Origin of the sequence: Leclercia adecarboxylata (assembly GCF_035787115.1) — a bacterium.
GTDB lineage: Bacteria > Pseudomonadota > Gammaproteobacteria > Enterobacterales > Enterobacteriaceae > Enterobacter > Enterobacter adecarboxylatus_E.
Window position 1 is genome coordinate 46,491 of the sequence record NZ_JALKTL010000010.1, and the last position, 15,023, is coordinate 61,513.

Sequence of the window (15,023 nt, forward strand, 5' to 3'; positions counted from 1 at the left end):
TTATGTTAAAAGTTTTATTACTCTTTGCACTGCTGATGGCAGGGATCGTTCTCGGCCCTATTCTGGCAGGCCATCAGGGCTACGTGCTGATCCAGACCGATAACTACAATATCGAAACCAGCGTCACCGGCCTGGTGATCATTCTGATCCTGGCGATGGTGGCGTTTCTGGCGATCGAATGGATCCTGCGCCGCATCTTCCGCACCGGGGCGCATACCCGCAGCTGGTTTGTCGGCCGCAAGCGCCGCCGTGCCCGTAAGCAGACCGAACAGGCGCTGCTGAAGCTGGCAGAAGGCGACTATCAACAGGTTGAAAAGCTGATGTCGAAGAACGCCGATCATGCAGAACAGCCGGTGGTTAACTATCTGCTGGCTGCGGAGGCCGCACAGCAGCGCGGCGATGAAGCGCGCGCCAATCAGCATCTGGAACGTGCCTCTGAGCTTGCCGAAAATGACCCGATCCCGGTTGAGATCACCCGCGTGCGTCTGCAGCTGGCGCGCAACGAGAATCATGCCGCCCGTCATGGCGTCGATCGCCTGCTGGAGATCACCCCGCGTCATCCGGAAGTGCTGCGCCTGGCAGAGCAGGCCTACATCCGCACCGGCGCCTGGGGCTCACTGCTGGATATTATCCCGTCGATGGCGAAAGCCAACGTGGGAGACGAAGAACAGCGCGACAGCCTGCAACGTCAGGCATGGATCGGGCTGATGGACCAGGCGCGTGCCGATCAGGGCAGCGATGGCCTGAAAGCCTGGTGGAAAAATCAGAGCCGCAAAACCCGTCACCAGGTGCCGCTGCAGGTTGCCATGGCGGAGCATCTGATTGAGTGTGACGATCACGATACCGCGCAGAGCATCATCCTTGATGGCCTGAAGCGCCAGTATGACGATCGGCTGGTGATGGTGATCCCGCGTCTGAAAACCAATAATCCGGAACAGATCGAGAAAATGCTTCGCCAGCAGATCAAAACCGTGGGCGATCGCCCCCTGCTGTGGAGCACCCTGGGTCAGTCACTGGTTAGACATGGCGAATGGAAAGAGGCCAGCCTCGCCTTCCGCGCCGCATTGAAACAGCGCCCGGATGCGTTCGATTACGCCTGGCTGGCAGATACGCTGGATAAGATGCATCTGCCGGAAGAGGCTGCCGCCATGCGTCGTGATGGCCTGCTGCTGACGCTACAAAATAATCCCACGCAACAATAATTTAACAGGAGGCCTGACGGCCTCCTTTTTTATTTGCTACATTCTTTGCACTATCTTCAGAGATCGCCTCCGCCAATGTAACGATCGACTTTCATTGAACATTTTTTCTGTACACGCTTTTTAGGGCGTGGATTAAATCGTTTTTGAAAGGATCGTTTCATGAACACGCTTTTGTATGCGCTTTTTTACGCGCTGCGCTGCCATCGCTGGCTGCGCCTGCTGGCCTGCGCTTTTCTCTTTACCTCGCTGGGCAATGGCTTAACCCAGGTAATGATCTTTGGCCTGCTGCTCGACTGGCAGGCTCCCGCATCCTTACTGACAATGGCATACCTGTTTGCCACGCTCCCGGGGTTTCTCGGCAGCCTCCTGGGGGAAAAGCTCTGCCTGCGCTACTCCCCCATCCACCTGCTGATCCTGTCGGAAGCGCTGGGTTTAGTTGCCCTGCTGTTTCCCCTGCTGGGTATTCAGTTTCATAGCGTGACGGCGCTACTGGCGGTGCAGTCTGCCGAGGCTTTTCTGGTTGGTATGAGCTGGCCGGCACTGACCCTGCTGTTCAGACGCGGCCTGTCAGAAGCCGAACTGCCCGCAGCAACCTGCCTGGAAAATATGATTTTTGCTTCACAGGTGTTAGCCGGTACGGGGCTGGGCATTGTGCTGTTTCACCATCTGCCTGCGCTGATGCTGGTGGGGATCGACGCGCTTACGTTTGTTGGCTCATTGCTGATGCTGAGTCTCACAGGCAAAGCGTTACCCTCTCTGGCACCTGAGCACACCGCAGAGACCGAAAAACCGGTGGCTGTACGCTGGCAGACGCTGGTCCCGCAGCAAAAGCGCAGCCTGTTACTGCTACCGGCACTTGCCGCGGTGGGATCCCCGGCTATGGCGCTGCTTCCTGCTCTGGCACAGCAAATTGAACCGGATGATGCCACCGGTCTGGCCCTGCCCCTGCTTTTTGCCCGCAGCATGGGGCAACTGTGCGGCCCGCTGCTGCTGAAAAGAGCGAGCCTGGCCCATTACGCCAGGCAAAACCGACGTCTGCTGGCCTGCCTTGGGCTCTTTCTTCTCTCGTATGGAACCATCCCACTACTGCCCGGCGTGCCGGCACTGGGCGTGGTGTTTATCGCCCACCTTGCCTCAAATATCGTTTTTGCGGCTGGCACATACAGCGTAATGAGTAGCTTTCAGACAGCGCAGGTTTCGTCTGCCAGCGGCAAAGCATGGCGGTGGCAAACTATCAGCGCTTCCTTCTTTACCAGCCTCACTGCCCTGGCTGCTGATGCTGTGGGACCGGTGCAGGCGCTGTACAGCGTCTCGACGGGTGCGCTGCTGATTGTGGGGGCGATCATGATGCGATACCGCAGATAAGGCATAAAAAAACGCCTGCTAAAAAGCAGGCGTTAAACAGGTCTGTTTGACAACTTGTGGTGCTTCACTCAACGTTGTGCCCAGGGTGTTTGATGAGGCCGAAGCGACATCTGTCAGTGGACGATAAGCACCGTAAATGGCTCTGCATCATTCCGGAGTTTATGAGGCGCTAAGGCGAACATAAGAGGTGGAATGAGCATCTACAGGTATATTATTGCACGCAACGTGCCAAAGTTGCACAGGGAAGTTGTCCGATCTCCAACTTTTTAAGACAAAAGGAAATTATTGTCCTCAGGCAGGCAGGCTACATGCTGCAGAATTTACCGGCTTAACGGGTAAGGTGTCGCCAGGAAGCGACGCCCGTACACACAAAGCGATATGTTTTTATTTTTCAATTAGTTAAGTGTCACTTATTCACGACAGGCCGGGATCTCGCTGTCGGCAATTAGCAACAGGGGCAGGAATTGCAGAAAACAAAAAACCCCGCCGAAGCGGGGTTCAAAATTGGTCGGCGAGAGAGGATTCGAACCTCCGACCCACTGGTCCCAAACCAGTTGCGCTACCAAGCTGCGCTACTCGCCGATATACTGCTTTTTTGAATTTTTAGTTCAATTCATTAAAAGTCGTGGTGCGAGGGGGGGGACTCGAACCCCCACATCCTAAGGACACTAACACCTGAAGCTAGCGCGTCTACCAATTCCGCCACCTTCGCAATTCACAACTCTTTAAATAATGGGGTGGCTAATGGGATTCGAACCCACGACAACTGGAATCACAATCCAGGGCTCTACCAACTGAGCTATAGCCACCACTACTTGATTCTTTACTCTATCACGCGGTTCTGCCTACTTAACAGACCACCGCAGCTCCAGCACCGGGTGAATGGTGCGCCCGACAGGATTCGAACCTGAGACCTCTGCCTCCGGAGGGCAGCGCTCTATCCAGCTGAGCTACGGGCGCTTAGCGCCGTTGCGGGGCTGGATATTACGGAGGTCTCGGTCTGCTGTCTAGTGCTTTTTTAAAATAAATGCGCGTTTGCTTAGACTTTGCGCACTTTGCCGCATATTACTGCGTTTTTGTCCTTTCAACGTGTCGACCCAGGCCAAAAAGCTTATATCCCGCGCTGACGGCAGCCAGGAAGATCATGCCGACATACAGCGACATGCGGGTATCTTCATTGAAATACATGCCGATCAGCACGCAGATCAGGAACGCCATCGTAACGTAGTTCGCCCAGGGAAACAGAATGGAGCGGAACGGATGGCTGGCAATCGCTTTTTTATGCGCCTGACGAAAACGCAGCTGGCTTATCAGGATCACAAACCACGGCACCATCCCTGGCAGAACGCTGGCGCTGTAGACATAGACGAAGACACGCTGCGGATTCGGGATAATGTAATTCAGGCATGATCCCACCAGCAGGACGATAATCGAGACAGCAACGCCCACCACCGGCACCCCCGCACGGGAGACCTTCCCCACCGCCGCTGGCAGCTGGCGGTTGTTCGCCAGGGCATAAAGCATACGTCCGCAGCTGTACATGCCGCTGTTACAGCCGGACAGCGCCGCCGTCAGCACCACAAAGTTGATAATTGCCGCCGCCGCGGTAATGCCGATTTTGGCAAAGGTCAGCACGAACGGGCTACCGTTACTGCCAATCTCATTCCACGGGAAGATAGTGACGATCACGAAAATCGCGCCGACATAGAAGATCAGGATACGCCACAGCACCTTGCCCACCGCGCTGCGCAGCGTGACCTGCGGATTTTTCGCTTCCCCGGCGGTGATGCCGATAAGCTCAACACCCTGATAGGATGCCACTACGATACAGAGCGCCGTCAGGAAGCCTTTCCAGCCGCCGGCAAAGAAGCCGCCGTGTTCGGTCAGGTTGCCAAAGCCAATCGCCTGTCCTCCGTTACCCAGGCCGAAGAAGATCACCCCGATACCGATAACAATCATTACGATGATGGTGGTCACTTTAATCATCGCGAACCAGAATTCGATCTCACCGTACAGACGCACGGCGGCCAGGTTTGCCAGCGCCACCAGCCCCACAGCGATAAGCGCGGGTATCCATTGCGCCATCTCCGGGAACCAGAACTGCACGTACACGCCGATAGCGGTGATCTCCGATATCCCGACCGCCATCCACATAAACCAGTACGACCACGCCGTGAGATAGCCAAAAAACGGGCTCATGTATCGGTGCGCGTAGACGGCAAAGGAGCCGGCCACCGGCTCAAGGAACAACATCTCGCCCATTGAGCGCATGATAAAGAAGACGAACAGCCCGGCGATGATATAGGCCAGCAGGACCGACGGCCCCGCCCATTTCAGGGTACTGGCGGAGCCCATAAACAGGCCCACGCCAATTGTCCCACCCAGGGCGATAAGTTCGATATGACGAGCTTCCAGCCCACGCTGAAGCTCCGGTTTTTTGTCTGCCATAAATCCTCGGTTGTGCTTGCGACTCTCCCGGCCTGAGCCGGTTATTTTTATAGGTACGGATGCGCTATCGCAGGCTGTGCATCATGGGCCGTTTATGTTTACGGTTGATGCAAAAACAGCCTGATAAGGTAATAAAGGAGGGAATGGTTTCTTAAATTTTATGAAATGGCAAACGATGCGTTAAAAAAATGAATGTATTGCATAGAAAAGCAGCATGTTCAGCGGCAGGCCGCAGCGCGAACAGCATATCGCGCTGCTTATGGGATATTAAAGCCGACCGGTGTAGTGCCAGCCGAGATAACGCAGCAGACGCAGCTGCCGGGTGATCCGGCTGGGCTGGGATAACAGACGATACAGCCACTCCAGCCCCAGGTTCTGCCACCCTTTTGGCGCGCGTTTCACATGACCGGTAAAGACATCGTAAGTCCCCCCCATCCCCATATAGAGCGCGTCCGGGTACACCTGGCGGCAGTCACGCATCAGGATCTCCTGGCGCGGCGATCCCATCGCAACGGTGATAATCTTCGCCCCGCTGTCACGAATGCGGGCAAACAGCGCCTGCCGATCGTCAGCGCTGAAATAACCGTCCTGGCTGCCGACGATATTCACCTGCCACTGCGCGCGCAATTTCTGCTCGGTTTGCGCCAGCACGTCTGGCTTGCCGCCGACGAGGAACACCGGCGTACCCTCTGTCCCTGCCCGCGCCATTAACGCTTCCCAGAGATCGGCCCCCGCGACGCGCGAGATATTCGCCTTCGGGTACTTCTTACGCACGGAGCGAACCACGCTTATTCCGTCCGCATATTTGAACTCAGCCGCTTCGATGAGCTCACGCACCTGGGCGTTGTCCTCAATGGTAAGCATTTTTTCTGCATTGATAGCCACCAGCGTACCGGTTTTGATCCCATCCCCGGCGCACAGATAGTCCAGCGCATGCTGCATATCACGCCAGCCGATCAGCTTCAGGCCCCGCAGGTCATACTGCGGCGCAGAGGTATTGTCAGTCATTATTATCCTTACTCAGACTCGCGAAAGCGCCCTGCTATTTGCCGGTTCGCGCTTGTGCACTAACCCGGCGCTGTCGAACAGCCAGTACAGCAGTTTCGCCATCAGCAGGCAGGCGCCAAAAACCACCATGAAAAAGACCACGCGTGAGACGAATGAATCCAGCCCCTCTCGCGCCAGCACGATCATATTGAAAATGGCACCGAAACAGAAACTGTGCAAAATCGCCGCCTTATAGCGGTTGGTCTCCTGATTGCCCAGCGTATAGAGCCAGTCGAACCATTTGATAATCAGACCAACGGCGATGGCGCCCGGCAAAATAAACCACCCGCCGCCCATCACCACCAACGAGCCGATGAGCGTCGGTGAGATCGCCAGCCCCGAGTGGTTGTTCAGCACTTCCCAGGTAAAGTAGTTGGCGGTGTTCAGGACCACGCCCGGCCTGTCCGGCCACAGCCACGTAGGGATAAAGACATAAAAATCGCGCACGATGGGCGCCAGCCCCTGGAAGTCGATTTTGTCGTAGTTTTGCAGCAGCAGGGCAAGGTTTTCCCACGGTGAGAAGGTGTCACGGGTGAGATACAGGAAGGTATAAAACGCCTCGTCGCCGCTGACATCCATGCCATAGCGTTTCAGCGCCAGCCAGAACATGCCAACAATCCCCATAACGCCTGCTGCAGCCAGCATCCACAGCGAAATCCAGCCGCGAATGATGCCGATAAACAGGAAGATCGCGAAAGCGATAATGATGTTCGCGCGCGTGCCGCCGACAATCATGTAGGTCAGCAGACCAAAGGCCACGGTACTGACGAGGAAAAACAGCCACGCCCGGGCATCCTGACGCAGAAAATAGACAACCAGCATCGCCGGAATGAAGAAGTAGAAGAAGCGCTTGAGCGCCACCCCGGAAACTTCGCTGGAGAAGATCTGGCTGTAGGAGTGCAGCTTAAAGAGCAAGAAGCCGTTGTGCATAAAGAAGATACCGACGGTGACAAGCGCAATCCCCATCAGCATCACCCAGGTCAGGTGGGTTTCGACCCGGTTCATGGTAAACAATGGCCGTCGCGGCGCGGTGCTGGCTGCCGGTTTAAGCCGCGTCTTATAGGCGACGTAGTACACGCCATAGAAGCAGGTGGCCGACAGCAGCGCCTGCATCAGGATCTCCGGAGGTACCACGGCCACATCGAAACGGAACACCAACAGGCTGGTCAGCGGGAAGCCGAAGTAAAAGGTCAGCAGAAACAGCAGCGAGAAGAAGACGTTGAAGTTAAAGCGTACCCGGCGGAACTCAAACCAGGTCAGGGTGGCGATAAACAGCGTGCTCAGAAGCCAGATGACCAGCAGGCCGCTAAATTGCAACTGGCTCATGCATTCTCTCCTGAGGCGATCCGCAGCGCCTGATGCCACGGCATAAGATAGTTCGGGCTGAAGAAGTCGATGGCGTTTTTATCCACCTGTGCAAGCTGGCGCTGCGCTTCACGCACCACCTCTTCGTTCAGATCGTCGGTCGTGAACAGCACCGGAATATGCTGCTCAGCCATGTCCTGCCAGAACGGGTTTTCGCGATTGAGCACGCAGGGTACGCCCGCCTGAATCAGCAGACACAGCGTGCCAATCCCCTGCTGGCGCGCAAAGATGAAATAGCCCAGGTCGCACTGGCGCAGCAACGCCAGATAGTCGTCAAACGCCAGCTTATCGCTCAGGATCTGCAAATTATCAGCGCTGAACAGCGCCAGCCCGCTCTGACGGACCTCATTAATGTACGCCGCGTTATTAGCAGGATAGCCCATGGGCACAATCACGTTGACCGTATCGCCAAACTGCTGATGCACTGCCTTCAGCGCCGCAATATGCTCGTTACTGCGATCCCCGGAGTTACCCACCAGAATCGTCAGCTTGCCCTCGCGTTTCACGTCCCTGGCTAAACCGTTTAGCGCCGGGTCCATGCGGGTAGGGAAATAGAGCAGCTCACCGCGGACGTTCGGATGCTGTCTGGCAAAATAATTCAGATCGCCGCGAGTGGCAAAGATACAGCCTGCCCGCCCCTGCGCCATGCGCCGCAGCGGGTAGAAAAGGCGGAATTTCCAGCCCCGGGAGACTTCATACAGGTCGGCCCCCCAGATATGCCAGTTAAACTGCGCGGGTTTGATCCCGCCGTTCAGCAACGCCAGCCACAGACCGGTATTAAACTGCCCATGGAAAAAGAAACGCTGCTGGCGGTTGGCTTTGGCTTTGGCAATCACCGCTTTTGCAAGTGTTGCTTTGTCCGGCCAGAAGGACAGCTGTAGTGCCGGGCAGGCGGCGCTGAGGCCGGTATCCTGACCCACCACCATAAATTCACGCGCCAGCGCGCTGCCGGGTGCCAGTTCATCGTTAAAGAACCGCAGTACGGTCTGGTTATGGTGTGGGATATCCGATCCCAGGACGTGAATCAGTGCAGTCATGCGCGTTTATGCCAAAGTAAAAAGACGCCGCAACAGGCAGCAAAATAGACAATGTAGGTGGCCATGTAGGCCTGGGCCGCCCCCAGCGCGCCGTGCGCAGGGATCAACCAATGAGCAAATGCCGTCAGCAGGGCAAACTGGCTGATTTCCGCCAGGATATAGAGCCGCAGCGAAGCTTTGGCAATCACCAGATAGCCAAAAACGTAAGCGCCTACTTTCAGTACATCCCCCACCAGCTGCCAGGCGAACAGATCGCGCATCGCGTTAAATTTATCGGAGAACAGCAGCCAGATGGCCAGATCGCGCAGCAGCCAGACGGTAAAACTCGCGGCAGCCACCGCCGGTAACACGAAACGCAGCGAGCGAAGAATTTCGCGGGTGATCTCCTGCCGGGCAGTCAGCCTTGAGAGGGTGGGCAGCAGATAGACGCTGAAGGAGGCGGTAATAAACTGCAGGTATGCATCCGAGATGCTGCTGACCCCTTGCCAGATCCCCACTTCATCCCAGCTGTAATGTGCCGCCAGCAGGTTTCGCATCATCACATAGGCCACCGGTAGGGTGACGGAGGTGATAAGCGCCATCAGGGTAAATTTTCCTAACTGCCCCGCCAGGAGCCGATCCCATTTGGGCTTCAGATAGCCCAGCGGGATGGTACCCCTGCGCATCAGCATAAACGCCGCCGGAACGACCACCAGCGCTGGCACTAGCGCCAGCCCCAACAGTGCGCCTTCGTAGCCGCCCAGCCGGTAGCAGGCGTAATAGGCGATAACCCCAGTCACGCTGCCGACGATCAGCGCCAGCGCATTGCCTGCGGCATCGCGAAAGCCCTTCATCAGCGCCAGCAGCAGGTTAGCCCAGGCGATGCCCATTTGTACCAGCGCCACCAGTCGCACCAGGCCCTGATAGCCCGTGTGACCGAATAAGCCCTGACTAATTGGCGCGGCCGCCAGTAAAAAGATGACGGCCAGCAGCGTGGAAAAACCCAGTACCATCGCGGAGGAGGTGCCGACTACGGTGCGCAGCTGCGCCGCATCATCATGATACTGCGCAACGTATTTGGTCACGCCGTTGAAGATGCCCGCCCCGGCCAGGACGCCCAGAACAGTGACCAGCTGGCGGAAGTTACCCGCCTGCCCGACGCCCGCCGGGCCAAAGGAGACGGCCAGCAGTTTGACGACCAGCAGTCCCGCGCCGATCTTGACGAGTGTGGACGCGGCGGTCCACACCGATGCTTTCGCCAGAGACATATCAGCCGAAATAACTCAGAAGGGTATTAATGACCGTGCGCTGGTTTACCGCAGCGAGGTTGTAGAACAGCGGTAAGCGGAGTAATCGCTCACTTTCTTTCGTTGTAAAGCGATCTTCACCCACGAATTCGCCAAAGGCTTCCCCTGCCGGACTGGAGTGCAGCGGAATATAGTGGAACACCGCCAGGATCTCGGCCTCTTTCAGCCAGGCGATAAGCTTGCTGCGATCGTCGTTATCCCGCAGCTTGATATAGAACATATGCGCGTTATGCACACAATCCGCCGGGATGGTCGGCAGTTCGATACGGCCCTTGCGCGCCAGCGGGGCCAGCGCATCGTGATAGGTCTGCCATAGCGCCAGACGCTGCTGGTTGATGCGATCGGCCGCCTCCAGCTGCGCCCACAGGTACGCCGCCTGAAGATCCGCCATCAGGTAACTGGAGCCGATATCGCGCCAGGTGTATTTATCCACCTGCCCGCGGAAGAACTGGCTGCGGTTGGTCCCCTTTTCACGGATGATTTCTGCACGTTCCACCAGCGCACGATCGTTAATCAAGGTCGCGCCGCCTTCTCCACCTGCGGTGTAGTTTTTGGTTTCGTGGAAGCTAAAGCAGCCAATATGCCCGATGGTACCCAGCGCGCGGCCTTTGTAGGTGGACATCACGCCCTGTGCGGCATCTTCCACCACGTACAGGTTATGCTTTTTGGCAATCGCCATGATGGTGTCCATCTCACAGGCTACACCGGCGTAGTGCACCGGTACGATGGCGCGGGTTTTGTCTGTGATAGCCGCTTCGATGAGCGTCTCGTCGATGTTCATGGTATCCGGGCGGATATCAACGAAGACGATTTTCGCCCCACGCAGCACAAATGCGTTAGCGGTGGAGACGAAGGTATAGCTCGGCATGATCACTTCATCACCGGGCCCGAGATCAAGCAGCAGTGCCGCCATCTCCAGCGACGCGGTGCAGGAGGGGGTCAGCAGAACTTTTGGACTCTGGAAACGCTGTTCCATCCACTGCTGGCAACGGCGCGTGTAGCCGCCATCGCCACAGAGTTTGCCGCTGCCCATCGCTGACTGCATATAATCAAGTTCGGTGCCCACCACAGGAGGCGCATTAAATGGGATCATCTTGTCACCTGTATAGCCAGTAAGCGGTCGTTTCGATGTTGCCACCGCTTGCGATATAACGTTTAAGCGCGGCGGTGTTGCCCATCTGGGTCGCCACACGCAAAGTGGAAATCTGCTGTTGTTGCGCCCAGTGCAACGCCGCCTGCATCAGCTTCTCGCCCATGCCGCGCCCGGCCAGCAGGCCGATACGCGCCTCGGTGTCGCTGAGTTTACGCAGGGAGACATAACCCGCGATGGCGTCATCCGGCCCACGGAACACCAGGCAAAGATGGTCGAAGGTGCCTTTTACCGCGTTTTCGATCCACTGGGCATAGAAGCGGCCGCTGTCTTCAGGGGCGTACCACGGTGTACGAAAACGGCTCTGCGCAAAGGCCTGCGCGGCCAGCTGGCGCAGCGCCGGGATATCCTGTTCCGTTGCAGGCTCAGCGCCAGGGCAACCGTAATGCGTCACGGTAATGGCGAGATCGACTTCGCCTTCAACCAGCCTGAAGCCCTGCTGCTGCAGCGCATCCAGCCAGTCGGCACGGACGGCCGGAATTTTGGCCTGCAGGCGCTGCCAGGCATTTAAATCGGATGCCGCCAGCGACGGGGCATTGTCAGAGAGGCGCACGAGTGCCGTGGGAAGGGAAAAGAACTGACTTTCCCACGCCAGCGGCTGTAATTCGCCAGATAGCTGACTCAACGCCAGACACCTTTCGTATCAACGATATAATCCTGGCGGACGGCCTCGCCCTTGATCGCTTTAAACTGGTTGTGATCCACCAGCAGCACCAGCACATCGGCGGTTGCCAGCGCATCCTCAACGCTTGTCAGGGTGCAGTGGCCGGCCAGCTTTTTCGGCAGTTCATGGATATTCGGTTCAACCACCTGCGTTTCGCCGCTGTGCCATTGGGCAATCATTTCGGCAATTTCCATCGCCGGGCTTTCACGCAGATCGTCAATATTCGGCTTAAAGGCGAGCCCAAAGCAGGCGATGCTCACTTCGTTTGCCCGCTTGCCGCTCGCGGTCAGATAATCTGCCACGGTGGCTTTCACCTGGTTCAGCACCCAGTGTGGTTTGCTGTCGTTGACTTCGCGGGCCGTGCGGATAAGACGTGCCTGCTGCGGGTTCTGCGCCACGATAAACCACGGATCGACCGCGATACAGTGGCCCCCCACACCCGGTCCGGGCTGGAGGATATTGACGCGCGGATGACGGTTTGCCAGACGGATCAGTTCCCAGACGTTAATCCCCTGATCGGCACAAATCAGCGACAGTTCATTCGCAAAGGCGATGTTAACATCACGGAAGCTGTTTTCGGTCAGTTTGCACATCTCAGCGGTACGGGAGTTAGTGACGACACATTCGCCTTCAAGGAAGATCTTATACAGCTCGCTGGCGCGGGCGGAACAGACAGGCGTCATGCCGCCAATAACACGATCGTTTTTAATCAGCTCGACCATCACCTGACCAGGCAGGACGCGCTCCGGACAGTAGGCAACATTAATATCGGCATGCTCCCCCGCCTGCTGCGGGAAGGTCAGATCCGGGCGCGCCTCAGCCAGCCACTCGGCCATTTGTTCGGTGGCCCCCACCGGGGAGGTAGACTCGAGGATAACCAGCGCGCCTTTTTTCAGCACCGGGGCGATGGATTTCGCGGCCGCTTCGACGTAGACCATATCGGGTTCATGCTCGCCTTTAAACGGCGTTGGTACGGCGATCAGGTAGGCATCGGCGGCAACAGGTGTAGTACTGGCCTTCAGGTATCCCCCTTCAACGGCCGTCTTTACTACCTTGTCGAGATCCGGTTCAACGATATGAATTTCACCCTTGTTGATAGTCGCAACCGCATGCTGGTTGATATCAACACCTACTACCTGTTTTTGACGGGAGGCAAATGCCGCCGCCGTGGGCAGACCAATATAGCCAAGACCAATGACAGAAATGGTAGTAAAACTCATAGCGATACCCGATTGTGTTTAAGTGCGAACAAAATACGGTCACAGGCCTGGCCATCACCATACGGATTATGGGCGCGGCTCATGGCCTGATACTCTTCATTGTTGTGCAGCAGACGCGTCACCTCTTCCACGATGGCTCGCGAATCGGTTCCCACCAGTCTTACCGTTCCCGCTTTGACCGCTTCAGGACGTTCAGTGGTTTCACGCATCACCAGCACCGGCTTCCCGAGTGAAGGGGCTTCTTCCTGAATGCCGCCCGAGTCGGTCAGGATCAGCCAGGCATGGTTCATCAGCCAGACGAAAGGCAGATAGTCCTGCGGCTCGATCAGAATAACGTTTTTGACGTGGCCCAGGATGCGATTAACCGGCTCACTGACGTTAGGGTTTAGATGTACCGGATAGACGATCTGAACATCCTCATTAAGCGCAGCAATTTCGGCGAGCGCATGGCAGATTTGCTCGAAGCCCTGGCCGAAACTTTCCCGCCGGTGCCCGGTTACCAGAATCATCTTTTTGCCGTTACCGATAAACGGATAGCGCTCGGCCAGTTCACCGCGCAGGGTGTCGCTCGCCAGCACCCGATCGCGCACCCAGATAAGCGCATCGATCACCGTGTTGCCGGTGACAAAGATATGCCGGTCGTTGACGTTCTCACGCAGCAGGTTCTGACGGGAATTCTCGGTTGGCGCAAAGTGATACATCGCCAGATGCCCGGTCAGGGTCCGGTTCGCTTCTTCGGGCCACGGCGAGTAGAGATCGCCGGTACGTAGACCAGCTTCAACGTGCCCGACCGGAATACGCTGGTAGAACGCCGCCAGGCTGGTGGCAATGGTGGTTGTGGTATCGCCATGAACCAGCACGACATCAGGCTTAAACGACTCCAGAATAGGCTTCAGCCCTTCCAGAATACGGCAGGTAATTTCAGTTAGCCCTTGCCCCGGCTTCATAATATTGAGGTCGTAATCGGGGACAATAGAAAAGAGGTTAAGGACCTGATCCAGCATCTCCCGATGCTGCGCGGTAACACAAACTTTCGCCTCAAAATGAGGGTCGTTTGCCAGCGCATGAACCAGGGGTGCCATCTTGATGGCTTCCGGCCTTGTACCAAACACGGTAAGTACTTTCACATCGATTCTCTTCGATTAGACGATGAAGGCCATGAGCCTCCATCGTAGATGGCGTTCCTAAATTTTGCGACGACGGGTTAATGCCACGCCTGCGCCAATTAAAGCACCCACAATCCCCCACATAATCATCAGGAATGCGCGACGTGGACTATCGCGTTTTACAGGTTCTTCAGGAGTTCGCAAATAACGATAGGTCTGAAAACGTGGGTCCAGTGTCGGACCTACGTTGAGGGTCGTGAGCATGGCGCGGTTTTGGTCGTAGTCGAGCTCAAAACTTGGCCCAACGGCCTGCAGATTTTCCAGGCGCGCCTGGAGCATAGGACGACCCAGCAGGAACATTTCCGAATCTGGCAATTCATCGGCTGGCACGTCGGTTTCGCTGCGGGAGATATTGCTCTTTTCAGCGATCTTCAGCGCCTGCTCAATATTATGCACCCGGCGATTAAAGATAGCTTTGGCCACCTCTTCCTGACGTTTAACCTGCGCTTTCATTTGCACAGTACGCGCCGACCAGGCGCCTTTAAGCTCATCATTCAGATGGCTCGCCGCCCGCTGGCTGGCGAAAGCGACATACTGACGCAGCAGGTTGTTAGCATCCGGCGCGGTTTCAGCGATCAGCTTGACGCTATCGTTCATGTTGCGCAGCGGGTCGCCCGCCATAAACTGGATATTATTGATCAGTTCGTCCAGCAGGGCGGCATCCGCTTTGCTGTTGCCGACCATCCGCTGTTTGAAATAGTCGGTCTGGTTCCAGAAATCGCGGCGCGTATCCCAGGAGGCGAGCTGCATAACGAACTCTTTGTAGGACTCATCCATCACTGAAGGCTGGTCAGTGGCGGCTGGATTCGCTTTTACATCCAGATTCCGCAGAAACTGTTGCTGAGAGTAGAACCCGCCGAGCATATTCACCGTAGGACGGTCGGTAATCGCCGTCGCACTCCACTCCTGTCTGGCGAAAAAGGTGTAAGCCAGTGCGACAAGTGCAAAGCCCAGCGCAATGCCTGCAATCCAAAACTTGCCCGCCCACAACACGCGGAACAAGCCACGAACATCCAGCTCATTCTCAGTTACCACTGATTTTGCTCCCGCCAACGGTTGAGTCATTACAGTCC

General features: G+C 56.6%; 12 protein-coding genes and 4 tRNA genes. 2 read left to right on the top strand and 14 right to left on the bottom strand.

What is annotated here, in order from left to right:
- Positions 1-2: 2 nt before the first annotated feature.
- Both hemY and MXM41_RS21590 read left to right on the top strand, forming a co-directional pair.
- Positions 3-1,202, top strand: a complete 1,200-nt coding sequence (gene hemY, locus MXM41_RS21585) for a protoheme IX biogenesis protein HemY (protein ID WP_325934323.1) — start codon at positions 3-5, stop codon at positions 1,200-1,202.
- A 159-nt stretch (positions 1,203-1,361) separates the two neighbouring features.
- Entirely contained in the window at positions 1,362-2,567 is a 1,206-nt protein-coding gene (locus MXM41_RS21590) for an MFS transporter (protein WP_325934325.1), read from the top strand.
- Positions 2,568-3,072: 505 nt separating this feature from the next.
- Here the strand turns inward: MXM41_RS21590 and MXM41_RS21595 are convergent.
- From MXM41_RS21595 to wzzE, 14 genes are all read right to left on the bottom strand, one after another.
- A tRNA-Pro gene (locus MXM41_RS21595) sits at positions 3,073-3,149 on the bottom strand.
- A 44-nt stretch (positions 3,150-3,193) separates the two neighbouring features.
- Positions 3,194-3,279, bottom strand: a tRNA-Leu gene (locus MXM41_RS21600).
- A 21-nt stretch (positions 3,280-3,300) separates the two neighbouring features.
- Positions 3,301-3,376 (bottom strand) — tRNA-His (locus MXM41_RS21605).
- A 74-nt stretch (positions 3,377-3,450) separates the two neighbouring features.
- Positions 3,451-3,527: transfer RNA gene (locus MXM41_RS21610), tRNA-Arg, on the bottom strand.
- Between the two features lie 105 nt (positions 3,528-3,632).
- Positions 3,633-5,015 carry a bifunctional threonine/serine APC transporter ThrP gene (gene thrP / locus MXM41_RS21615; RefSeq protein WP_325934326.1) on the bottom strand — a complete coding sequence of 461 codons (1,383 nt, stop codon included), beginning with the start codon at positions 5,013-5,015 and terminating at the stop codon, positions 3,633-3,635.
- A 267-nt stretch (positions 5,016-5,282) separates the two neighbouring features.
- The gene (gene wecG / locus MXM41_RS21620) at positions 5,283-6,023 is read right to left on the bottom strand and encodes a lipopolysaccharide N-acetylmannosaminouronosyltransferase (protein ID WP_325934327.1); all 741 of its coding nucleotides are present in this window, start codon (positions 6,021-6,023) and stop codon (positions 5,283-5,285) included.
- A gap of 12 nt (positions 6,024-6,035) precedes the next feature.
- Entirely contained in the window at positions 6,036-7,388 is a 1,353-nt protein-coding gene (gene wzyE / locus MXM41_RS21625; protein WP_325934328.1) for an ECA oligosaccharide polymerase, read from the bottom strand.
- Complete coding sequence (locus tag MXM41_RS21630) at positions 7,385-8,464, bottom strand: TDP-N-acetylfucosamine:lipid II N-acetylfucosaminyltransferase (RefSeq protein WP_325934329.1); 1,080 nt, start codon at positions 8,462-8,464, stop codon at positions 7,385-7,387. The genes wzyE and MXM41_RS21630 overlap by 4 nt, the downstream gene beginning before the upstream one ends.
- The gene (wzxE, locus tag MXM41_RS21635) at positions 8,461-9,711 is read right to left on the bottom strand and encodes a lipid III flippase WzxE (protein WP_325934330.1); all 1,251 of its coding nucleotides are present in this window, start codon (positions 9,709-9,711) and stop codon (positions 8,461-8,463) included. Before wzxE ends, MXM41_RS21630 begins: the two co-directional genes overlap by 4 nt.
- Before the next feature lies 1 nt (position 9,712).
- On the bottom strand, positions 9,713-10,843 hold the full coding sequence (gene rffA, locus MXM41_RS21640; protein ID WP_325934332.1) for a dTDP-4-amino-4,6-dideoxygalactose transaminase: 1,131 nt from the start codon (positions 10,841-10,843) through the stop codon (positions 9,713-9,715).
- 4 nt (positions 10,844-10,847) lie between these two features.
- Positions 10,848-11,525, bottom strand: coding sequence for a dTDP-4-amino-4,6-dideoxy-D-galactose acyltransferase (rffC, locus tag MXM41_RS21645; RefSeq protein WP_325934335.1), 678 nt, complete (start codon positions 11,523-11,525; stop codon positions 10,848-10,850).
- The gene (wecC, locus tag MXM41_RS21650) at positions 11,522-12,784 is read right to left on the bottom strand and encodes a UDP-N-acetyl-D-mannosamine dehydrogenase (RefSeq protein WP_325934336.1); all 1,263 of its coding nucleotides are present in this window, start codon (positions 12,782-12,784) and stop codon (positions 11,522-11,524) included. Before wecC ends, rffC begins: the two co-directional genes overlap by 4 nt.
- Positions 12,781-13,911: a non-hydrolyzing UDP-N-acetylglucosamine 2-epimerase gene (gene wecB, locus MXM41_RS21655; RefSeq protein WP_325934338.1), complete on the bottom strand. Its 1,131-nt coding sequence runs from the start codon at positions 13,909-13,911 to the stop codon at positions 12,781-12,783. Before wecB ends, wecC begins: the two co-directional genes overlap by 4 nt.
- A 57-nt stretch (positions 13,912-13,968) precedes the next feature.
- A complete protein-coding gene (gene wzzE / locus MXM41_RS21660) occupies positions 13,969-15,015 on the bottom strand; it encodes an ECA polysaccharide chain length modulation protein (RefSeq protein ID WP_325934340.1) in 1,047 nt (348 codons plus the stop codon).
- Positions 15,016-15,023 lie beyond the last annotated feature (8 nt).

Coding starts and splice junctions, on each gene's coding strand:
- hemY (WP_325934323.1), top strand. CDS start 3: ATGTTAAAAGTTTTATTACTCTTTGCACTGCTGATGGCAGGGATCGTT.
- MXM41_RS21590 (WP_325934325.1), top strand. CDS start 1,362: ATGAACACGCTTTTGTATGCGCTTTTTTACGCGCTGCGCTGCCATCGC.
- thrP (WP_325934326.1), bottom strand. CDS start 5,015: ATGGCAGACAAAAAACCGGAGCTTCAGCGTGGGCTGGAAGCTCGTCAT.
- wecG (WP_325934327.1), bottom strand. CDS start 6,023: ATGACTGACAATACCTCTGCGCCGCAGTATGACCTGCGGGGCCTGAAG.
- wzyE (WP_325934328.1), bottom strand. CDS start 7,388: ATGAGCCAGTTGCAATTTAGCGGCCTGCTGGTCATCTGGCTTCTGAGC.
- MXM41_RS21630 (WP_325934329.1), bottom strand. CDS start 8,464: ATGACTGCACTGATTCACGTCCTGGGATCGGATATCCCACACCATAAC.
- wzxE (WP_325934330.1), bottom strand. CDS start 9,711: ATGTCTCTGGCGAAAGCATCGGTGTGGACCGCCGCGTCCACACTCGTC.
- rffA (WP_325934332.1), bottom strand. CDS start 10,843: ATGATCCCATTTAATGCGCCTCCTGTGGTGGGCACCGAACTTGATTAT.
- wecC (WP_325934336.1), bottom strand. CDS start 12,784: ATGAGTTTTACTACCATTTCTGTCATTGGTCTTGGCTATATTGGTCTG.
- wzzE (WP_325934340.1), bottom strand. CDS start 15,015: ATGACTCAACCGTTGGCGGGAGCAAAATCAGTGGTAACTGAGAATGAG.